This window comes from Paracoccus sp. IB05, from assembly GCF_016405985.1.
Classification (GTDB): Bacteria; Pseudomonadota; Alphaproteobacteria; order Rhodobacterales; family Rhodobacteraceae; genus Pseudogemmobacter.
The window spans coordinates 71,595-92,598 of the sequence record NZ_JAEFCF010000004.1 but is presented as its reverse complement, the minus strand read 5'-3'; the positions used below and the strand labels follow the sequence as shown (position 1 = coordinate 92,598).

General features: G+C 63.9%; 20 protein-coding genes. 6 read left to right on the top strand and 14 right to left on the bottom strand.

All coding sequences use genetic code 11. The features are described 5' to 3' along the window. Positions 1 to 12: 12 nt before the first annotated feature. The 4 genes from JC607_RS04190 to JC607_RS04175 are packed head-to-tail and all read right to left on the bottom strand — an operon-like array spanning position 13 to position 6,586. Positions 13 to 948, bottom strand: coding sequence for an ABC transporter substrate-binding protein (locus JC607_RS04190; protein ID WP_233092629.1), 936 nt, complete (start codon positions 946 to 948; stop codon positions 13 to 15). A gap of 48 nt (positions 949 to 996) precedes the next feature. Beyond that, positions 997 to 1,800, bottom strand: a complete 804-nt coding sequence (locus tag JC607_RS04185; protein ID WP_233092627.1) for an SDR family NAD(P)-dependent oxidoreductase — start codon at positions 1,798 to 1,800, stop codon at positions 997 to 999. Further along, positions 1,797 to 4,199: an FAD-dependent oxidoreductase gene (locus JC607_RS04180; protein WP_198835692.1), complete on the bottom strand. Its 2,403-nt coding sequence runs from the start codon at positions 4,197 to 4,199 to the stop codon at positions 1,797 to 1,799. The genes JC607_RS04185 and JC607_RS04180 overlap by 4 nt, the downstream gene beginning before the upstream one ends. Further along, complete coding sequence (locus JC607_RS04175) at positions 4,196 to 6,586, bottom strand: FAD-dependent oxidoreductase (protein ID WP_198835691.1); 2,391 nt, start codon at positions 6,584 to 6,586, stop codon at positions 4,196 to 4,198. Before JC607_RS04175 ends, JC607_RS04180 begins: the two co-directional genes overlap by 4 nt. 116 nt (positions 6,587 to 6,702) lie before the next feature. Here JC607_RS04175 and JC607_RS04170 point away from each other — a divergent pair, with 116 nt between their 5' ends. The 6 genes from JC607_RS04170 to JC607_RS04145 all read left to right on the top strand — a co-directional run bounded on the left by JC607_RS04170 (position 6,703) and on the right by JC607_RS04145 (position 14,407). Beyond that, positions 6,703 to 7,689 carry a LysR family transcriptional regulator gene (locus JC607_RS04170; RefSeq protein ID WP_198835690.1) on the top strand — a complete coding sequence of 329 codons (987 nt, stop codon included), beginning with the start codon at positions 6,703 to 6,705 and terminating at the stop codon, positions 7,687 to 7,689. Between the two features lie 83 nt (positions 7,690 to 7,772). Then, positions 7,773 to 9,293 carry a trimethylamine methyltransferase family protein gene (locus tag JC607_RS04165; RefSeq protein ID WP_233092625.1) on the top strand — a complete coding sequence of 507 codons (1,521 nt, stop codon included), beginning with the start codon at positions 7,773 to 7,775 and terminating at the stop codon, positions 9,291 to 9,293. After that, positions 9,290 to 10,615 carry an aspartate aminotransferase family protein gene (locus JC607_RS04160; RefSeq protein WP_198835689.1) on the top strand — a complete coding sequence of 442 codons (1,326 nt, stop codon included), beginning with the start codon at positions 9,290 to 9,292 and terminating at the stop codon, positions 10,613 to 10,615. Before JC607_RS04165 ends, JC607_RS04160 begins: the two co-directional genes overlap by 4 nt. 206 nt (positions 10,616 to 10,821) lie before the next feature. After that, positions 10,822 to 11,787, top strand: coding sequence for a glycine betaine ABC transporter substrate-binding protein (locus JC607_RS04155; protein WP_198835688.1), 966 nt, complete (start codon positions 10,822 to 10,824; stop codon positions 11,785 to 11,787). Between the two features lie 98 nt (positions 11,788 to 11,885). Continuing rightward, positions 11,886 to 12,929: a betaine/proline/choline family ABC transporter ATP-binding protein gene (locus JC607_RS04150; protein ID WP_198835687.1), complete on the top strand. Its 1,044-nt coding sequence runs from the start codon at positions 11,886 to 11,888 to the stop codon at positions 12,927 to 12,929. Beyond that, positions 12,926 to 14,407 carry a proline/glycine betaine ABC transporter permease gene (locus JC607_RS04145; protein WP_198835686.1) on the top strand — a complete coding sequence of 494 codons (1,482 nt, stop codon included), beginning with the start codon at positions 12,926 to 12,928 and terminating at the stop codon, positions 14,405 to 14,407. Before JC607_RS04150 ends, JC607_RS04145 begins: the two co-directional genes overlap by 4 nt. A gap of 1,225 nt (positions 14,408 to 15,632) precedes the next feature. Here JC607_RS04145 and JC607_RS04140 read toward each other — a convergent pair. The 10 genes from JC607_RS04140 to JC607_RS04095 form a co-directional block, all read right to left on the bottom strand. Beyond that, positions 15,633 to 15,911 (bottom strand): hypothetical protein, encoded by a 279-nt coding sequence (locus JC607_RS04140; RefSeq protein WP_198835685.1) that lies wholly within the window; start codon positions 15,909 to 15,911, stop codon positions 15,633 to 15,635. Between the two features lie 556 nt (positions 15,912 to 16,467). After that, positions 16,468 to 16,938 carry a flagellar basal body-associated FliL family protein gene (locus tag JC607_RS04135; RefSeq protein ID WP_198835684.1) on the bottom strand — a complete coding sequence of 157 codons (471 nt, stop codon included), beginning with the start codon at positions 16,936 to 16,938 and terminating at the stop codon, positions 16,468 to 16,470. A gap of 2 nt (positions 16,939 to 16,940) precedes the next feature. Beyond that, positions 16,941 to 17,666, bottom strand: a complete 726-nt coding sequence (flgH, locus tag JC607_RS04130) for a flagellar basal body L-ring protein FlgH (protein WP_198835683.1) — start codon at positions 17,664 to 17,666, stop codon at positions 16,941 to 16,943. After that, positions 17,663 to 18,097 (bottom strand): flagellar basal body P-ring formation chaperone FlgA, encoded by a 435-nt coding sequence (gene flgA, locus JC607_RS04125; RefSeq protein ID WP_198835682.1) that lies wholly within the window; start codon positions 18,095 to 18,097, stop codon positions 17,663 to 17,665. Before flgA ends, flgH begins: the two co-directional genes overlap by 4 nt. Beyond that, complete coding sequence (gene flgG / locus JC607_RS04120) at positions 18,097 to 18,882, bottom strand: flagellar basal-body rod protein FlgG (protein ID WP_198835681.1); 786 nt, start codon at positions 18,880 to 18,882, stop codon at positions 18,097 to 18,099. Before flgG ends, flgA begins: the two co-directional genes overlap by 1 nt. 8 nt (positions 18,883 to 18,890) lie before the next feature. Beyond that, entirely contained in the window at positions 18,891 to 19,598 is a 708-nt protein-coding gene (locus JC607_RS04115) for a flagellar hook-basal body complex protein (RefSeq protein ID WP_198835680.1), read from the bottom strand. Positions 19,599 to 19,600: 2 nt separating this feature from the next. After that, positions 19,601 to 19,867 carry a flagellar biosynthetic protein FliQ gene (locus tag JC607_RS04110; RefSeq protein ID WP_198835679.1) on the bottom strand — a complete coding sequence of 89 codons (267 nt, stop codon included), beginning with the start codon at positions 19,865 to 19,867 and terminating at the stop codon, positions 19,601 to 19,603. Then, positions 19,864 to 20,145 (bottom strand): flagellar hook-basal body complex protein FliE, encoded by a 282-nt coding sequence (gene fliE, locus JC607_RS04105; protein ID WP_198835678.1) that lies wholly within the window; start codon positions 20,143 to 20,145, stop codon positions 19,864 to 19,866. Before fliE ends, JC607_RS04110 begins: the two co-directional genes overlap by 4 nt. Before the next feature lie 11 nt (positions 20,146 to 20,156). Further along, positions 20,157 to 20,537 (bottom strand): flagellar basal body rod protein FlgC, encoded by a 381-nt coding sequence (flgC, locus tag JC607_RS04100; protein WP_198835677.1) that lies wholly within the window; start codon positions 20,535 to 20,537, stop codon positions 20,157 to 20,159. A gap of 11 nt (positions 20,538 to 20,548) precedes the next feature. Further along, the gene (locus JC607_RS04095) at positions 20,549 to 20,929 is read right to left on the bottom strand and encodes a FlgB family protein (RefSeq protein ID WP_198835676.1); all 381 of its coding nucleotides are present in this window, start codon (positions 20,927 to 20,929) and stop codon (positions 20,549 to 20,551) included. Positions 20,930 to 21,004 lie beyond the last annotated feature (75 nt).

The following is a 21,004-nucleotide window of genomic DNA, read 5'->3' as shown; positions in this document are numbered from 1 at the left end:
ACCGCCCCGGCCTCAGTTCAGCGCCTGATCAAGCCAGGGACGCCAGATCGCCTCATGCGCGGCGACCCATTCGGTTGTCACCAGATCCAGCGACTGGCCCTTCTCGTCGATCGCCAGCATCATCTTCTGCTGATCTTCGGTCGTGATCTGAAAGGCTTTCAGGATCTCATAGGCGGCCGGCCATTTCGGCGCAAAGCCCGACCAGACCACCTTGTTGACATCGGGCGGCATGATGCAATGCTCATTGGACTGATCCTTGCAGGGCGGCATCTCGATCCAGCCGGTCTCGACCTCGGCGAGGATGAAATGCGGCGCCCAGAACATCATGACCAGCGGTGTCTTCGCGGCCGCCGCTGCGCGGAGCTCGGCCAGCTGCGCCCCTTCCGACCCCGAAGGCACCGCCGTCAGTGGCAGGTTATTGTCCAGGATGATCGTTGCCGCGCGCGAGCCCCAATCGGCCGGGTAATCCAGAAACCGCCCGTTCGGCAGCGTGTCGGGCGTCGCGAGCAGCGCCACACATTCCGGATCATTCAGCGCTTCCCATGACGGCAAAGCCGGGCAAAGCTCCTCCATGAATTTCGGATAGAGCCAGCCCTCTTTGGTGGTCAGCCCAAGACTGCCAATATCCTCGACTTTGCCCTCAGCGAGGACTTTCGGGTAAACATCCCCAACATTATTCAGCCAGATCTCGACCGAAGCCGCGATATCTCCGTCCGCAAGCCCCTGGAAATGCGGGTAATTTCCGGCCGTCACGTAATCGACCTTATAGCCCGCCTTCTCCAGGACCTTGCCGGCGATCTGCGCGGAAATCTGCGCGCCCGTCCATTCCAGCATGGCGAGCTTTATCGGCTCATCGACCGCGCCGGGCTCAGCGGCCAGCGCCGGCCCACCGGCCATGGCGGCCAATGCGAGAAGTGACACAGCGGCATTCATGCTCTTCTTTGTCATTGTAATCTCCCTGTCGGTTGTCTGGTGTGTTCTGCCCACCGGAAACGCTCACCAGAGCGCGCCGCCGGTGATCTTCACCTCCTCCATAGTGATGCCTTTAGCGACATCGGTGATCAGAAAAGCCACAAGCTCAGCGACCTCGCCGGGCTGGATGATGCGGCCTTGCGGGTTTTCAGCGGCAATCGCCGCGCGGGCCTCTTCGACGCTGCGGCCCCGGCCCTCACGCGCCACGACCTGCGCCAGATCAGCGGCCATCATCGGGGTATCGACCCAGGTCGGGCTGACCATCACGCAGGTCACGCCATGGGCCGCGCCCTCCAGCGCGACACAGCGCGTCAGACCCAGAAGCCCGGCTTTCGAGGCGCAATAGGCCGGATTGTCCTTCCATCCCACCGTTGCGGCGGTCGAGCCGATATTGACGATCCGCCCCCAGCCCCGCGCCTTCATCCCCGGCAGAGAGGCACGGATCATCCGGAAGGCGCCGGTCAGATTGGTGTCGATGATGGCTTGCCAAAGCGCATCGCCATGCCCCTCGACCGACTGTTCGGCGGTGATCCCGGCGGCGTTGATCAGCACATCTGCCGGGCCGAAACGCTCTGTCGTGCGCTCGCAAAACCCGGCAACCGACCCCGGATCGGTGAGATCGAGCATATCCGCCCGAACCTCGCCGCCGCCGGCAATCGCCGCTTCGGTCAGCGCGCCAAAGGCATCCAGTCGCGCCCGGCTTTCCAGATCACGCGCGCCGACCACGACGCGGTAGCCGCGCGCCGCAAGATCCAGCGCCACGGCATGACCGATGCCGGAAAGGCCGCCGGTGACGATGGCAACGGCGCGCGGCATCGGGGGGCTCATGGCACCCCGCTCCGCAGCCGGAGATTGTCCGGGTCGTAAGGCGGGCGATCAAGGATCCGCGCCTTGCGGCGGGTGCCGAGGATTTCAACCTCCAGCCGATCCCGCGCAGTCCGGTCGCGCAGATAGGCCAGCGCCAGAACCTTGCCGGTCCGATGCCCGGTGGCGGCCGAAGTCACGATGCCGACCGGGGCCGCGCCCTGCCAGAGGGAATGCGCGTAATAGGGCTCGCTTTCGCCGGGGTCGATTTCCAGGAGCACCATCTCCCACCGCGCAGGGTCTGCCATCCGGGCCAGAAGCGCCTCGCGCCCGGGGAAATTGTGATCGGGTTTCACAAGGAACCCCATACCGGTTTCGGCGGGTGTGCGCTCGGTGGTGAAATCGGCGCCCCAGGCGGGATAGCCCTTTTCCAGCCGCATCGCATTCATCGCATAAGACCCAAAACAGCCGATCCCCTCGGGCTGACCTGCGGCTTCGAGCGCAAGGAACAGCTCTGCCGCGCGGGTGGCGGGGACATGCAGCTCCCACCCCGCCTCACCGATATAGGAGAGCCGCAGCGCGCGGACCGGGATCCCCGCGACCGTCATCTCACGCACCGACATCCAGGGCCCGAACGGGTCAGAGGTCAGCCGCCCGAGGATTGCGGGCGCCGCCGGCCCCATCAGGCCGATCACCGCGAAATCGTCACTGACCCGGCTGATTTCGACATCAAACCCCGGTGCGCGCGCGCGCAGAAGATCATCATCGCGCATCTCTGCTGCCGCAGCCGAGGTCAGGCAGAAATGATCCTCCGCGAGGCAGGCGACCGTGAATTCCGCCTCGGTGCCGCCCGCGGGGCTCAGCGCATAGGTCAGCCCCACCCGCCCGGGCTTCGGCGCCAGATTGCAGCCAAGCGCATCGACAAAGGCGCGCGCCCCCGGCCCTTTCACCTCGAATTTCGAGAAGACCGACATATCCGCAAGGCCCGCGCCTTCCGTCACCATCCGGCATTCCTGCGCCACGGCATCGAACCAGTCGGGCCGCCCGAAGGTGAGCCGCGCGGGCGCGCCGAACCAGTTCGGGCGCTCCCATCCATAAGCCGCGCCCATCTGCGCGCCGCGCGCCAGCATCAGATCATGCAGCGGCGTCAGACGTTTGCCGCGCGCGGCGGGGCGTTCCTCATGCGGGTAATGCACCCCGAACTGGAGGCCGAAACATTCGACCGCCTTGGCCACCCGATACGCGCGATCCGCCCATGGGCCAAAGCGGCGGCTGTCCACCGCCAGCGCATCCATCGGCGGCGCGCCATGGGTCATCCAATGCGCAAGGAACCAGCCGGAGCCGCCGCCCTCCATCACCCCCATCGAAGACCCGGTCAGAAGCCAGGCGTTTTCCAGGCCCCAGGCCGGCCCGATCAGCGGATTGGCATCGGGGGTAAAGGTGATCGGGCCATTGACCACCGATTTCACGCCGCCGGTTTCCAGCGCCGGGATCCGCGCCATTGCCGCCATCAGGATATGTTCGACCCGGTCAAGATCGGGCTCCATCAGTTCGGCCCCGAATTCGGGCGGCACGCCGTCAACCGACCAGACCTGCGCCTCTTTCTCATAGGGGCCAAGGATCAGCGCATCACGCTCCTGGCGGACATACCAGCTTTCCTCGGGGTCGCGGATCATCGGCAGTTCCGGCAACCCCGCTTTGATCCGGTCCGCCACTGCAGGCACCGTATCGGTCACCAGATACTGGTGCAGCACCGGGACCGAGGGCACATTCGCCCCCATCATCCGCCCGATCTCGAACCCCCAGGTGCCGGCGGCATTGACGATATGCTGCGCCCGGATCGGCCCCTGCTGCGTCTCGACCGCCCAGACACCGTTTTCGCGCCGGATCGAAAGCACGGGATTGCGCCGGAGGATCACCGCGCCGCGTTCGCGGGCAACCCTGGCCATCGCATTCGTGGCCAAAGTCGGATCAACATGGCCGTCATCGGGCTCAAAAATTCCGCCGATGATGCCTTCGGTCCGCGCGAGCGGATGCAGCGCCGCCACCTCTTCGGGCGAGTGCAAGAGCCTGAGCTCATAGCCGGTGAATTTCGACAGACCCGCAACATGGGCAAATTCCGCCATCCGCTCGGGGTTCGAGGTGATCCGCATCGCGCCTGACGGGTGAAAGCCGCAATCCTCGCCGGTCTCGGCGGGCAGGATATCGCGGTAAAGCCTGACGCTGGTGGCGCGCAGCTCCTGGATGGTCGGGTTATGCGCGAAATGGGTGCAAAGCCCGGCTGCATGCCAGGTTGACCCATGGGTGAGGTCGTTTTTCTCGGTCAGGATCACATCGGTCCAGCCTGATTTCATCAGGTGATACATCAGCGAAACACCCATGGCGCCGCCGCCGATGATCAGAACCTGTGCGTCGCGCGTCATGCCTTCATCCTCTCGCCTGAAGGGTCGAACGGCGGCCGGGTCAGCGCCCGTGCCGCATAATGTTTCCCTGCAATTTCAATGGCAAACTGCCGCAAGGCCGTCGCCTGTAGGGTCTCGCCCGGCGCGATATCGATAAGGCCAAGCGCCAGGGTCTTCCCTGTCCGCGCCCCCCGTGCGCCCGAGGTGGTCAGCCCGACCACCCGGCCCGAGTCCCGGATCGGTTCATCATGCAGGACCAGCGGGTGATCGGGCAGATCGAACAGCACCAGGCGGCGGCGCAGACCCGCCCTGCGCTGCGCCTCCAGCGCTGTTTTGCCAATGAACTCCTTCGACCAGTCGATGGTAAAACCGAGCCCCGCCTCAAGCGCCGAAATGTCCTGGCCCAGATCATGGCCCATATGGCGAAAGCCCTTTTCGATCCGACAGGCATCCAGCGCGTAATGGCCCATCGGCGCCGCCCCCGCCGCCCGCAGCGCCCGGAACACGGCCGGGGCGGAGGCGTTGGGGATATAGAGCTCCCAGCCGAGTTCGCCGACAAAGCTGACCCGCTGCGCAAGACAGGACTGGCCCGCGATCACCACCTCGCGCGCGGTCGAAAAGGCGAAGTCCTGCCAATCTTCCGGCGACAGCCCGGCCAGCAGCGCCCGCGCCCCCGCCCCCATTACACCGATCACGCACTCAGCTTCCGTTGCATCGGTGATCGTGACGTCAAACCCGCCTGCACGGCGGCGGAGCCAGGCCATATCCCGCCAGCGCGTCGCCGCGCCAGAGACGAGACGGAAATGATCCGCCGCACGGCGCACCGTCACATCGCCCGCGATCCCGCCCTGCGCGTTCAGCATCAGCGTATAGACCGCGCGGCCAGGCGCCACATCCATATTGGCGGTGGTGATCTGTTGCAGGAAGGGCAGCGCATCGGGCCCTGCAATGTCGAATTTCCCGAAAGGCGTAAGGTCGAGCAGCGCCACCCCCGCCGCCATCTGTGCCGCCTCGCGAACCGCAATCGGATACCAGGGCTGCGCGCCTACCGACAGCGGCAGGGTCCGTTCCGCCGGGTCTTCGGCATACCACAGACCGCGCTCCCAGCCGGCGGTAAGGCCAAAGACCGCGCCTGCCGCTTCCCATTCCGCATGGAGCGCCGATTTGCGCAGACCGCGCCCGGCTTTCGGCTGTCTGAACGGCCAATGCAGCGCGAAAGCATCGGCCACGGCCTCTTCCATCCGGGTCTCGACATGTGCGGCCGCCGCTGCCAGCGGATCGGCGCGGGCGATATCGACCTCCCAGAGATCCATCGGCGCATGGCCGGCCAGCATCCAGTCGGCCAGAACCCGCCCCACCCCGGCCGAAGACATCACGCCCACCGAATTCATGCCCGCAGCGACGAACAGCCCGTCGGTTGCAGGCGCCTCGCCCAGGAGCATCTTCGTATCGGTGGTAAAGCTTTCGGGCCCGTTCATGAAATGCTGGATACCGACATCGGCAAGGCCCGGGATCAGCGCCAGCGCCGCCTCCATAAAGGGGGTGAACTGCTCCCAGTCTTCGGGCAATTCAAGGAAAGGCCGGTCGCCCGAGGGGCCAAAGGCGTCCCAGCATTTGGCGTTCGGCTCAAAGCCACCAATCACCAGCTTGCCGGCATCGCCCTTGATATAGATGCCGCGATCCAGGTCGCGCAGCACCGGAAAAGGATGCGGCATCAAGGGCATGGCTTCGGTCACGACATACATATGCTCAACCGCCTGCAAGGGCAGCGCGACGCCCAGCGGATCGGCCAGCCGCTTTGACCAGGCCCCGGCACAAAGCGCGACCTGATCGGCCTTGATCACCTCGCCACCCGCAAGCAACACGCCGGTCACGCGGCTGCCTTCGGTCAGGATCCGGTCAACCCGCGCGCCCTCGCGGATCTGCGCGCCCTGGGCTTTTGCCAGCCGCGCATAGGCCATGCACAGATCGACCGGGTTCACATTGGCGTCTTCCGCGACCGCCATCGCGCCGGTCACACCAGTCAGATCGAGCCCCGGCACGGTGACGCCTTCGGGCCCGGTAATCGTCGGATGCAGCCCGAAATGCCGGCCAAGCGCCGCAATCCGATGGAGTTCATCCATCCGCGCCGGATCGCGGGCCAGCCAATAGCCGCCGGTGCGACGATAGCCGGTCGAAAGCCCGCTTTCCGCCTCAAGCTTTGGGAAAAGCTCGCCCGCATACATCGCGAGCCGTGTTGCATTGGGGGTCGCGCGCAGAGGCCCGACGATCCCCGCCGCATGCCAGCTGGTGCCCGAGGTCAGGCTGCCACGCTCCAGCAGCGTGACCGAGGCGGCAGCGGTCTTTGTCAGATGACAGGCGAGGCTGAGCCCCACCGCACCGCCGCCGATAATCACGATCTTCCGCATTCCAGGCGCCCCGTCTCTTCTGGCAAAATCAGACAGAGGCAGCGGCATTCGCGCAAGGATGGACAGGCATCATTAGGGATACTAATTCTTATCAGAACAGCAACCCGGTTAAGATCATGCGCGAACGCAGCAAAGACGAACCTGATATCAACCTGTTCCGCGCCATCGAAGTGTTCATGGCGGTGGCCGAGATGCGGCAGGTGACCGCGGCGGCCTCGGCCCTGCGGATCACGCAATCTGCCGCCTCGCAGCATCTGAAGAACCTGGAACTGATCTTCGGCATGGCGCTGTTCGACCGCTCGACCCGGCCGATTGCCCTGACCTATGCCGGCGAAACGCTGCAGCGGCATGGCTTTCGGCTGCTGAACCAGATCGACGATCTGAAGCGCGACATGCAGCATCTGGGCGCCTCTTCGCTGCCGGCGCTCCGGGTCGGGCTGCTGGCCTCGACCGCGACCACGCTGACGCCGGGGCTTTATGATCTGGTCAATAATGCGATGAAAGTGCCGGAGCTGATCCTGTCGGCGGGCCTCGCCACCGACCATTTCGCAGCGCTGAATGACCGGCGGATCGATATGGCGGTGACCTCTGAACGGCTGCAGGACGGGCCGGGCTTCAGCTTTATCCCGATTCTGGATGAGCCGTTTTATCTTATTCTGCCAGACAGTTACACAGGGCCGGCTGACGATATCCACGCCATTTCCCGCAAGCTTTCCCTCGCGCGTTTTGGCACCACCACCCCGGTCGGGCGCCGCACCGACCAGCATCTGCAACGCTGCCGCCTTGATCTGCCCCGCGCGATCGAGGCCGACCGGACCGCGATGGTGATGGCCGGCGTCATCACCGGCAAATGTTTCGCGATCCTGTCACCGACGCTTTTGATCGACGGCGTCGCCGAAGGGATGCGTCTCAGGATCGAGCCGCTGCCCTTCGCGCCCTTCAAACGCACCATCCGCCTGGTGTCGCGCCGCGATGACCTTGGCACGATCCCGCTGCGCATCGCGCTGGAAAGCCAGAAGATCCTCAAACGTGCCTTCGACCATCATTTCCCCGCAATCTCCGGCCAGGTGAGTTACCACGAGATCGCTAATCCGCCTCATTAGGATTACCGATAGTATAAGTTTAACCTTTGCAGAGCCTCGCGCCCCGCTATCGTCGGCCCGGCAACATGCCGATGGAGACCGGGATGCAGGAGAGGCGGGGCCGCAGCGCCCGGATGCAGGAGAGAAGCGCGAGGAACAAGGTCTCGTCGCCCTATGTGCTGCGCCGCATCGGCATTGTCAGTCTGATCGACGACGAGGCCGTCGCCATCATCGAAAGGAATGCCGACCGCATCCTCGACGAGATCGGCATGGAATTCCGCGGCGATGCCGAGGTGCTGGAGATCTTCCGCAAGGCCGGCGCGCGGGTCGATGGCGAAAGGGTGCGCTTTGATCCCGGCTGGTGCCGCGACAAGATCAAAACCGCGCCGAAGGTCTTTACCCAACATGCCCGCAACCCGGGCCGGTCTGTGCAGATCGGCGGCGAGGCACAGCTGTTTGCGCCCAGTTTCGGCCCGCCTTTCGTGCATGACATGGAAAAGGGCCGCCGCTATGCCACGATCCACGATTTCCGCGAGATCACCAAACTGCATTACAGCCTGAACGCCGTGAACCACTCCGGCGGCGTGGTGGTCGAACCCGTCGACCTGCCGGTTCCCCTGCGCCATCTGCATATGGCCCATACCCATCTCACGCATTCCGACAAGCCTTTCATGGGGGCCGTCACCGCCCCCGAACGTGCCCGCGACACGATTGAAATGGCAAAGCTCGCCATGGGGGCAGAGTTCGTCGACGCGAATTGCGTGCTTTATTCCGTGGTCAATACCAATGCGCCGCTGGTGCTGGATGAGACCATGCTCTGGGCACTGAAGGAATATGCGCGGGCCGGTCAGGCCACGGTCGTCTCGCCCTTCGTGCTGGGGGGCGCGATGTCGCCGGTGACAGTGGCGGCGACTTTGGCGCAGGTGCTGGCCGAGGTCATGGCGAGCGTCGCGCTGATCCAGCTGATCCGGCCCGGCGCGCCTTCGGTCTTTGGCACGTTTTTCTCGCCGCTGAGCCTGCGCACAGGTGCCCCCACCTTTGGCACGCCCGAAGGCACCCAGTTTCAGATGTGCGCGAAGACGCTGGCAGACCGGCTGGGCCTGCCCTTCCATTCGGTCGGCGCGCTGACCGCGTCGAAAGTGCCCGATGCCCAGGCCGGATATGAGTCACAGGCCCAGCTGATGGGCGCCGTCATGGCGGGCGTGAATTTCATCATCCATGCCACGGGCTGCCTCGAAGGCCTGCTCACCACCGGTTACGAGAAGATCGTAATGGATGCGGACCGCTGCGCCGCCATGGCGCGCTTCACGCAGGGCATTGATTTCTCGGAAGCCGCCCAGGCGATGGAAGCCTTTCACGAGATCGGCCCCGGCGGCCATTTCCTTGGCGCAGCCCATACCCGCGAGAATTTCGAATCCGCCTTCTGGCTGGGCGAGATGTCGGACAACGGCACTTACGAGCAATGGACGGCGGAAGGTGGGCTCTGGCAGCAGGACCGCGCATCGGCCCGCGTGAAACAGATCCTGCGCGATTACGAGGCGCCTGCGATGGACGACAGCATCCGCGAGGCGCTCGATGATTTCGTCGCCCGCCGCACATATGAGATCACCGGAGAGAAGGCATGACGCTGCACACCAGCTGGAACCTCGAGGAAACCGCCGCCCGCCGTGACCGCTATTACTCGGCCGCTTTGCGCAAATTCGTCCCCTTCCGCGAGCCGATGGTGTTTCGCCGGGGCGAGATGCAATATCTCTGGGACGAGGCGGGCCGTCGCTACACGGACCTTCTGGGGATGAATGTCTGCATCTCGGTCGGCCATTCGCATCCCGAAGTGGTCAAAGCCGCGATGGATCAGGCGGCAGAGCTGACCCATTGCACCACGATGTTCTACCATCCGGTGCCCGCGCATTTCGCCGAGGAACTGGCGGCAACCATGCCGAAAGGCCCCAGAGGCGATATCGAATGGGTGGTGCATTTCACCAATTCCGGGTCCGAGGCCATTGACCTCGCGATGGCGATGGCGCGGGGATATACCGGCAATCTCGATCTGATCGCGCTGCGCACTGCCTATCACGGCCCGACCTCTGCCGCGCAATCGGTGACCGGGATCGCGGGCTGGCGGCACCCGGGGATGCCCGGCAATGTGGCTTTTGTCGCCGAGCCGAACCAGTATCGCGGCATTTTCGGCGAGAATGCAGGCGCCGCCCCCTATCTTGATGAGATCGAGCGGGTGATCGAAAGCGCAACCTCCGGCCAGGTCGCCGGGATGCTGGTCGAAAGTGTCCAGGGCTATGGCGGCATCATCGAAATGCCGCCGGGCTATATGTCCGGCGCGGCCGAACGCATCCGCGCGGCGGGCGGGCTTTATATCGCGGATGAGGTGCAATCCGGCTTTGGCCGCACCGGCGATCATTTCTGGGGATTTGAGGCCGACGGCGTCATCCCCGATATCGTCGTGATGGCCAAGGGCATCTCGAACGGCTTCCCTCTGGGCGCGGTGGTGGTCCGCCGCGAGATCGCCGAGCCGATGGCGGAACGCTTCATGTTTCACACCTATGGGTCAAACCCGACCTCCTGCGCCGCCGGGCGCGCGGTGCTGGAGATCCTGAAACGCGACCGCATGCAGGAGAATGCGAAAGAGGTCGGCGCCGCGCTGCTCTCGCGCCTGCGCGAACTGCGGCAGAAATATCCGGTTATCGGCGATGTGCGCGGTCGCGGCCTGATGCTGGCAATCGAAATGGTCTCGGACCGGGCGAAAAAGACCCCTGACGCCGAAACCACCGGCGCGGTGTTCGAAGCCTGCCGCGAGGCCGGGCTGATTCTGTCGAAATCGGGGCCGCACCGGTCGACTTTGCGGATGGTGCCGCCTTTGTGCCTGACACTGAAAGATGTCGATCAGGTCGCCGAGGGGCTGGACCGCGCCTTTGACCGCGCCAGACGGGGCTGACCACCATCCCGGGAATTTTTTTCTTCCAGCCCGCCAGATCCCGGGCTGAACAGAACAGATCTGCCCAAAAGCCGCGTGTCAGGACAACAAACCTTCTGTCCGGCTCCAGGCTTTGGAATGTCCCTTAACCACCTGCGATGCGATAAAGCGCTGCAGGGAATGACGGAAACGCGCAGCCACTCCCCTACCCAGACAGGACCATAGCAATGCTGACCGCCTCCCGCCTTTTTGCCGCTCTGATCACCTCTGCGAGCCTCGCGCCCGGCCTCGCGCTGGCCGAGAAGCTGGTGATCCCGGATCCGAATTACGCCTCGGGCCGCGCCACCGCCTTCGCGGTCAAGGGCATCATCGAAGAGGCGCTCGGGCTAGAGGTCGAAACCGTGCCGGTCGCCTCGGTCCCGGTGATATGGGAGGCAATGTCGCGCGGCACCGGCGAGGTCGATATCTGGACCGAGACCTGGCTGCCGAACCAGAGCGCGCCCAAAACCAAATATGTCGATGAGGAGAAGCTGGTCACCCTCGGCGAGAAGTCCTTCCCTGCCGTGCAGGGCTATTGCGTGCCGAAAGCCGCCGCCGGGAAGCACAATATCCGTTCGGTTTTCGATCTCGCGAACCCCGAGATTGCCGCACTGTTCGATTCGGACGGCAATGGCAAAGGCGAAGTCTGGATCGGCCCGCAGGGCTGGCTGTCGACCAATATCGAGACCATCCGCGCCCGCGATTACGGCTTCGCCGAGTTTTTCGAGCTGCAATCGACCGATGAGGCAATTGCCACGGCGGGCCTCGATGCGGCGGTGAAAGCCAACCGTGCCTGGCTGGGCTATTGCTACGGTCCGCACCAGAATTTCGCGATCTATGACCTCGTCCTGCTGCAGGAACCGGCGCATGACCCGGCGAATTTCGTGATCGTGCAGCCCGACCAGGACCCGGACTGGCTGGCGAAATCCCATGTTGCTTCGGCCTATCCCGACACCACGGTGCATATCTCCTGGTCGGCCAATCTGGCGACGCGCGACCCGGCTTTGGTGACGCTGCTGCAAAACATCCAGCTCAGCGCCGATGATGTGAACAAATGGTCGCTGGAGATCATCAACGGCAAAGACCCGAATGAGGTCGTGAAGCCCTGGATCGAGGCCAATGCGGCGCAAATCGCCGCCTGGACCGCGCAGTAATCCATCACCCATTGCGCCTTCGGGGCCGGAGCGGTCTTGCCTCTCCGGCTTTCCGCTTTTCCGCCGCTTCCCCGCGGCCTGTCAGACGGAAGAGAACAGTGAGCGACCCCGTAATCGAACTGCGCGCGGTCTGGAAAGTCTTCGGCCATGACGCCCGGGCGGCGCTGGCCGAGGCAAAATCCGGCAAAAGCAAAGCCGAGCTGATGGCCGGCTCTGACGCCGTGATCGGCGTGCGCGATGCCGGGTTCTCGGTCGCACGGGGCGAGGTCTTTTGCGTCATGGGCCTGTCGGGCTCGGGAAAATCGACCCTTGTGCGGCTGATCAACCGGCTGATCGAACCGACCGAGGGCGAGATCCTTCTCGAAGGCGAGGATATCACCCGTGCCAGCCCCCCGCGCCTGCGCGAGCTGCGCTCTTCACGGATCGGCATGGTTTTTCAGAGCTTTGGCCTGTTGCCGCATCGCACGGTGCGCGAAAATGTCGCCCTGCCGCTGGAGATCCAGGGGACCACGCCGCGTCAGCGTTTTGATCAGGCCGAGATTGCGCTGGCGAAGGTCGGGCTGGCCGGCTGGGGGGACAGCCTGCCGACCGCACTTTCCGGCGGCATGCAGCAGCGCGTCGGCCTTGCCCGTGCCCTGGCCGCCGACCCGCCGATCCTTTTGATGGACGAACCCTTTTCCGCGCTTGACCCGCTGATCCGCCGTCAGTTGCAGGAGCAGTTCCGCAATCTCGCCCGGGAAATGGGCAAAACGGTGATCTTCATCACCCATGACCTCGACGAGGCCATCGCCATCGGATCGCGGATCGCCATCATGAAAGATGGCGAGATCCAGCAGATCGGCCAGCCGGAAGAGATCGTGACCCGCCCGGCCACCGATTTCATCGCAGAATTCACCCGCCATGTCTCGCCCCTGCAGGTCTTGCGCGCGGGCACGATCATGGAGCCGCTGTCCACAATGCCGGAAGGTCTGACAGAGGATCCGGCGCGGGTCGATCAGAACACGGCGCTTGCCGCGCTGACGACGCATTTCGCCACCAAGGACACTCCGGTTCTGGTCTGCCGCGACGGTATTCCGGTCGGCCTTGTGCATCAAAAGACGCTGCTTGCCGCGATCAGCACTCAAGGGGAGGCCGCGCAATGACCCGACCGGACCCGCTTGTCGCCGAATTCGTGCAGCGTGGTGCCGCGTTTTACAGCCGCGCCTTCGCGCTGCTGGATGAAGAGGCCCGGCCGCGCCCGCGTTTCAACCCGATGGCGGCCCTGTTCGGCGCGTCATGGCTTGGGGCGAGGTCGCTCTGGGCCGCCTTCTGGCCGGCGTTTTTTGCCACTGTCGCCAGCGTGGTCCTGCTGGCCATTGCGGTTCTCGGGGACCCTGGCGCTGATGCCCGCGCCAGGGCCGACCGACTCGAGGCACAATCGGCGAGCCGCCTTGCCGCTGCCGAAACCGCCATCGCCAATGGTGACCCTCTGGGTGAGGGCATGAAACGTTCGGCTGAAGGTATCGCGAAGGCCGCCACAAATGCCCGGGCCGAGGCCGAAACGGCGCAATCGCAATCCTTTGGCTACGGCCTCGCGGGCGGGCTCGGTCTGATCACCGTACATCTGGCGACCGGATTTCTGGGAACCATGCTGCTGAACCGGCGCTTCCGGCGCTGGCGGGCCGACCGCCGGCTCGGGCATGGGCTGCCACCACAACGCGCCGTTTTCGCGGCCGGCCTGACCCTTGCCAGCGCAGCGCTCTCAGCCTGGCGGTTCGCCTTTACCGACCCTCCCGCCTGGCTGACCGGTTTCCCTTCCTCCCCCGAGATCTACAACGCCTGCGCGCGCTGGCTGGACCGCGGGTTCAGATCTGCCGCCGAAGGCCTGGGCGGCCTGTTTCGCGCCATCGCATCGGGTATCAACGCCATCCTCGCCCTGCTGGAACTGGCGCTCGTGGCCACGCCCTGGCCCGTTGTCATGGCCGGCGTGATCCTGATCGCCTGGCAGGTGTCCGGCCGCCGCGTCGCGATCTTTTCCGCCGCGGCCCTGGCCTATCTCGCGCTGTTCGGCTTTTGGGAAAAGAGCATGGCAACGGTCGCCCTTTTGGGAACCGCCGCGTTTCTCTGCGTCTTCTTTGGCCTGCCTTTGGGCATCTGGGCGGGGCGGGATCGCCGTGTCCTGACCCTGATGCGACCGGTGCTCGATCTGATGCAAACCATGCCAGCTTTCGTCTATCTTATTCCGGTCATTGCATTTTTTGGGATCGGAAAGCCCCCCGGCATTATCGCCACGCTGATTTTCGGGATGCCACCGGTGATCCGCCTGACGGCATTGGGGATCGCATCGGTGCCCGAAAGCACCCGCGAGGCCGCCCAGGCCTTTGGCGCCTCCCGCCGGTTCATGCTTTTTCAGGTCGACCTGCCCATCGCGCGCCCCTCGATCATGGCCGGCGTGAACCAGACGCTGCTGATGTGCCTCTCGATGGTGGTGATCGCCTCGCTGATCGGCGCGCGGGGCCTTGGAGAAGATGTCCTTTCCGCATTGCAATATGCGGCGGTCGGAAAAGGCGTCCTCGCCGGCCTCGCGATTCTGGCCTGTGCCATGGTGATCGACCGCATCGTCCAGGGCCGCAGCAAATGAGGGCGCAGCCGGCAAGGACTGCCGGCCCGGCCTCTGGTGTCATCTATTCCCCCACCCTGTCAGATGCGGATACCCTGCCTTATCCTCGAAGAGCGCGGCCCGACCGACATCGCCACCGAGCGGCTGCAGCAAAGCCCTGATGTAATCTTCGGGCGCCAGCCCCTCTGGCATGACCGACGCCTGAAACGGCCTTGCCTTGGCCAGCAGATCCGCAATCGGCTCTGGCTGATCGATGCTGACAACATGCCGGCCGCGCGGATCTCCGGTCGGCACAGCATCCGGACGCCGCAGCTGCAAAGCCAGTCATTCAGTGGGAAATGCGTATCCCACCACGGGTCGTTCCACATCAGAACGAGGCCATGCCAGCCGAGGTGCTGCTTGCGGGGAACTTTGGAGGTTCGGCTGTCACCGTGCAAATACTGCCAGTATGGCCGGAGCTTCACCACATCCGGGTCGCGCTTCTGCTTCAGGCGGCCGGCCATGAAGCTGGTGCGGATCCCCCCTGCGCCAGGAAAGCCGGAGGGTCAGCAATGGTTTACGGATCGTCAGTCCTGCAGCTGTGATCCCGCCAGGCGCCGGGTGAAGGCCGGGTTAGGCGATAGTTGTGCCGGAGCCGCCGGGCCGAATGCCGTCTGGGCAACGGGTTTCGGCCGTGACCGGCCGACCCTTGGGCAAAAGCTGCGGATCGCGACCGTCGTCGCCCTCCATGCTCGCTGTTTCTCTGCCACCGACCTGGCGCTCCACCATCGCGGCGAAGACGTGACCCGGATACCGGAACGGATCTGTCGCAAGGTCGGCTCAGCGAAGAGGGTCCTGGCACAGAGCTTTCTGGCTCGGGACGGACATACGCCTTTGGCCGGCAGCTCTCGGGGCATCCGGGCGAACGGAGGCCCTGAGGATGGTTGCGTGGGCGGGTTTCGTCGTCAGGAATGGATCTCTGCCAGAGCAAATGCAGGGCCGGTCTGATTGCCGCCCTCGCCGTCCTGAAGGCGAGATCCATAATCCCGGGCGGCCAGAGGAGGATCAGGAAACTGCCGCCACGGCTCTGCCGAGCCGGGACCTTCTGCCTGGGCACAGCCCGTCAAAGAAGAGACGACAGGATTCGCCGGATTTGATCACGTCGCGAATGGGGCGCTCCGGCCACCATGGGGTCCTGGAAGATCAGCACGGCTCCAATCGGCAGTATGTGCAAGATGACCTGAGCCTCCCTGGGATCGTTCTTGTCTCAGCTGTCGTGCAGCGCCTCGCATATGCCGGCGAGGGAGACCGAAGACTTCCGTTTCGGATCGAACACGGCGACGCCAGGATGATAGATCAGCGCGCGATGACCGGTGCCGGTGGCTTCGAAGTCGCTCCGGACGGGTAGGTCATATTCCCGCCGGATCGCGGTCAGCCGCATCAGGTCACCGGCGCTGTTGGTGACAGAGAGCCGCCGCCGGCCTGTCTTGCCCGGGGCAGCAATCATCACCTCGTGCCGGTGTTTGGTAATGTCGACGCCTGCCAAAAAAGGGAACCCGAATTATGCTCAGCCCTGGCCAGGGCAAGGCCCCTCTGTGGCGGGGGTCACAAAACCTCCGGAGAGACCTGAGACCCGGTTACGGTCGCCCGGCTCGCGCAATTTGAGAGGCGGTGCAGGCGGCGATATCCTTCAGCCACACGTCATTCCCAAAATGCTGCGGCCGCGCCCTCATCTCTCCGACCTGCTGCCTGTTCCGCGAACAGCAGGCCAAGCTGCCATAGCGCGGTCCTCAACTTCCGCAGGGCTCAGACAGCGCGGTTTTGAACTCCAACGCGCCACTGCGGCGCTCCGCCCGGTCGCAAGCCTGACTGTCCCGGCTTTTTACGTCCGTCTCATCATCTGCGATCGCCAGTTCAATGGCCAGGATCTTATCTTCACCTCCACGAAACCGGCGACAGGCCAGATGCTGCCAAAAGGCCGCAGGATTGGGGCAGATGTTCCAGCGACGATGGCCCTGTAGCGCCAACGGGCAAGACGCGCCCCGGGCATTTTGCACCTTTCTGTCACCCTGGCAGAGTTTGGTCACGCAGGCCGCCAGGCCCTAGCTGTCCTGTCTCGCGATTTCGGTGATCAGCACATCATTGACCATCTCGCCAAGGACCTTTCTCGCTTGTTCCAGCAGTGCTTTGCGGAGGACGATAAGATTTGAGGACTCCGTGAAAGACCCCCTGAAACCTCCGGAATTCGCGTGATCGAACATGACCTGGAGAAAGGCGTCCTGCAGTTTTGGCTCGCGGGCAAAGACCATGTCAGACTGCCCTGCGGCAATCTCCAGGCTCAGTGAGGCCGCGATCAGAGACACGATCCGCCCGCCCTCCATCACCGGCACGATGAACTGATTGTTGAGCCGCACAAACTCCACTTTCGCAGGATCAGGAGTTTCGCTCGCCTTGCGATCAGAACCTTCCTGCGCGAGGTCGCCCGCCGGTGCCACGCGCAGGAAATATCCGGCACCACCGCCGAGCGCGAGCCCGACCAGGGCAAGAAACAACGGGATAAGCAGCTTTTTCATGGTCAGAACGGCAGCAGAATATCGGTGATCTGCTGCCCGTAGCGGGGCTGCTGCACATCCGTGATCTGACCTCTGCCACCATAAGAGATCCGCGCTCCCGCGATCTTGTCATAAGTGATTTCGTTCTGGCGCGAGATATCGGTCGGGCGCACATAGCCGGTGACGACAAGTTCGCGAAGTTCGTTGTTCACCCTTACCTCCTGTTGACCCTCGATACGCAGAACACCATTTGCCAGTTGTTCGACCACCGTGGCCGCGATGCGGAGGGTCAGCTGCTCCGATCTCGACACATCACCACTGCCGGAAAATGTCGATGAAGAGCTGGTATCGACCGCGTTCCCCATCGTCGCGCCGGCGGGAAGTTTTTCGTTGATCCGCTGCGGGATTCCGAAAAGCTGCGGCATCCCCATTTTTTGCGCGCCGGTGCGCGACCGGCCGGTCGAATTCGAGATCTCGGCGCTGTCGTCGATTTCGATCACGACCGTCAGGATATCACCCCGCGTTGCCGCACGCCTGTCGCCCAGGAGGGATTCCGAACTGGCGTTCCAGAGAGAGGAATCATAGGCCACTCCGGAAGGGGTGGTCGTCCGGGGCATTGGCGTCGAATAGATCGCATGATGCTGGTAGCTGCCCTCCAGCGGACTGAATTCAGGGGCTTTGCCGACCTGAGAAAGATCGCCGCATCCCAGGAGAGCGAGGGGAGACAAAAGAAGGAGCGGGTATTTCACGGCAATCCTCCGACCAGGATCAGACCATCGGCACCGATGCGGCCCGAAACGGTGGTTTTTGATGCAAGATTCATGACGCGGATCGTCTCGCCCGCCCCACCCCGGGCAAGCGCGCGGCCTTCGGCACGGATCACAAGCCCGCCCGACCGGTATTCCAGCGCAACGATTGAGTTGCGCTCGATCAGGGCAGGAGGACCGATATCGCCTGCCCTGACAGGTCTGCCGGCATAGATGGCAACGCGGGTCTCCTGGCCGATGGCCTCGGCAGGCAGTGTGAGGGCGCCACTGATACTGGTCACAACCTGCATCAGATCGCCTGGCGCGATGATGGTCTGCGCCGGAAGATTTCGGGCCGCGACAAGGCTTTCGGCGCGGGCTGCACCCGCCTGGATCAGGATGGGCAGGGTAAGGATTGCAAGGCCCCGCCGCATCAGCGCAACTGTGTCGTTGCGCCGAGCATCTGGTCGGCGGCGGTGATGACTTTCGCATTCAGCTCATAACCGCGCTGCGCCTTGATCAGATCGGTGATCTCGCGCACCGCGTCGACCGAGCTTTCCTCGAGATAGCCCTGGCGCAGCGTACCGAGGCCTTCGGTGCCGGGCTCGTTCACAATCGGCGGGCCGGAGGCGGCGGTTTCCAGAAAGAGGTTCGAGCCGATGGCCTCCAGCCCTTTTTCATTGGTGAAATCGGTCAGCGTGAACTGGCCCAGAAGCTCGGGTTGAACACGGTCGCTGAAATAGGCCCAGACCTCTCCGGCCGCATTGATCGCAACCGAGCGCGTTTCGGGCGGGATGGTGATCCCCGGGACCACCGGATAGCCGTCCGAGGTCACGATCAGCCCATCCGCCGAGCGTTTCAGCGCGCCATCCCTGGTATAGCCCGAGACGCCCGAGGGCAGCTCGACCTCGAGATAGCCATTGCCGTCGATGGCAACATCGAGGTCGCCATTGGTCTGCGAAAGCGAGCCTTGCTGCAAAACGACTGAAACCGAGGAAGGCCGCACGCCGAGGCCGATCTGAACCCCGGTCGGCAGCATGGTGCCATCGCTGGCCGAGACCGTGCCGGGGCGGGTATATTGCTGGTAATGCAGATCCGCGAAATCGGCGCGCCGCGCATTGTAGCCGGTGGTCGACATATTCGCGAGATTGTTCGAGACGACATCGACCTTCATCTGCTGGGCCGACATGCCGGTCGCGGCGATATGGAGTGCTTTCATCGTCTCACCTATTGACCAAGGGTCTGGATGACGTTGCGGGCGCGGCTGTCCTCGGCTTCGAGGAATTTCTGGCCCATCTCGTAGGTCCGCTGCACCTCGATCATGCGGGCGATTTCCGCGACCGGGTTCACATTGCTCTCTTCGAGAAAGCCCTGCATGATTTTTCCGGTATCGACCGGCTCCACCATGCCGCCGTCAAACAGCGTGCCGGAGCGGTGGCGCAGCGCCAGCGGGTCGCCGGGCTGCCAGAGCCCGATCTGCCCCACCGCCTCGCCATTCGCGGAGATGGTGCCGTCTTCGCCCACCGCGATCGCGGCACCGGGCGGCACGAAAACCGGAGCGCCGCCGGCATCCAGCAGCTGATAGCCTTCGGGGGTGACCAGCTCGCCATCGACCGAAGGCGTAAAGCTGCCGGCGCGGGTCAGGCGTTCCCCTTCGGGCGTCATGACAAGGAAAAAGCCATCGCCCTGGATCGCGAGGTCAAACGTACCGCCGGTCATCGTCACACCCGCCTGGGTGAGATCGGTGATCCGCGCATTGCCATGGCTGAGCGAGAGCGAAGGTTCCCGGTCAAGCCCCGCCACATGTTCGGCAAAGACAAGACCCTCGCGCCGGAAGCCGTTTGTCGAGATATTGGCAACGTTATTCGCCACGATCTGCATTTCCCGCATCAGCCCGGATTGCCGGCTGAGCGCGACGTAACCTGCGGAATCCATGGTCAGCCTCCTTCGATCAGCGGGATGATGACGTCACCGTAAAGCGCGGTCATCGAACTGGTCATGAAGCCCATCGAGATCCAGAACGCCGCCAGCATCGCCGCCAGTTTCGGGACAAAAGTCAGCGTCATCTCCTGCACCGAGGTCAGGGCCTGGAAGAGGCCGATCACCACCCCCGTCACCAGCGCCACCACAAGGATCGGAGCGGATATCTTCACCGCCACCCAGAGCGCCTGGCGCAGCACATCGAAAAAGGCGGCCTCGGTCATACCGGCATCCTCAGAATTTCCTGATAGGCTTCGACAACCTTGTCGCGCACGGTGGCCACCGTCTCGACCGCGAGCTGCGACGAGGACAGAGCTTCGACCAGCGCATGCGGGCTGGCCTTCCCGGCCATCGCGTCGCGCGCCGTGATTTCATGACGCATCAGCGTATCGGTAAACTCGCCCGCAACCGAGGCAAAACTCAGACCGCTGCCGGAGCCAGGCGCTGCGGCCGTTCTGGCCTGCGCGTAATGTGCTGCGGCAAAAGAAGTGTTTACATCCATTCTGGTGTCTCCTAGCGGCGCAGAACTTCAAACAGGCTCTGCATCATCTGCCTTGCCTGATCGAAGAGTCTGACATTTGCGTCGTAACTGCGCTGCGCCTCGCGGGCGTCAGCGATCTCGATCATCAGATCCACATTGGACCCGCTGTAATATCCGGCCTCATTGGCCATCGGGTGGCCGGGGCTGTAAATCTCGGGCAATTCGCGCGGATCGAGGCGGACCCTTCCGGCCCGAACCGTCCCGCTTTCGACCACCTGGTCAAAGCTGATCACCTTGCGGCGATAACCAGGCGTATCGGCATTCGCGATATTCTCGGACACATGGCGCAAACGGTTGGCCTGGGCCTCCATCCCCGAGGCGGAGGCGGCGAGTGACGTGGTCAGATCATTCATCCTGTGAGCCCCTAACCATTGCGACCGAGTGAGGCGCGGATGACGCCAGAGGTTGCGCGATAGATCGCCAGGGCCATTTCATGGTCCTGACGGGCGCTGGCCGATTTCACCATTTCCATTTCGATTGAGACATCATTGCCATTGGGCGCCTCGCTGCCGCTGCCGGCAATGATCTCGCCACGCGCCGCATTGCCCCCTTTGGCGAAATGGCCGGGGCGCGTCGCGCGCATGTCGGGTTCACTTTTATAGACTTCGGCAAATGGCCGGAGGTCATGCGCCCGGTATCCGGGCGTATCTGCATTGGCGACGTTGCGGGCAATGACATCCATGCGCGATCCTGCATGCGATGCCAGGGCCTGTGCCATTCTGGTCAGTTCAAGTTTAGCGAACACCGGGGTTCTCCCTTCGGATGCGGTTTCCCTCATCTGCTTCACCAAGGTTTAAGGGTGATTCCTTTAGAAACCGTA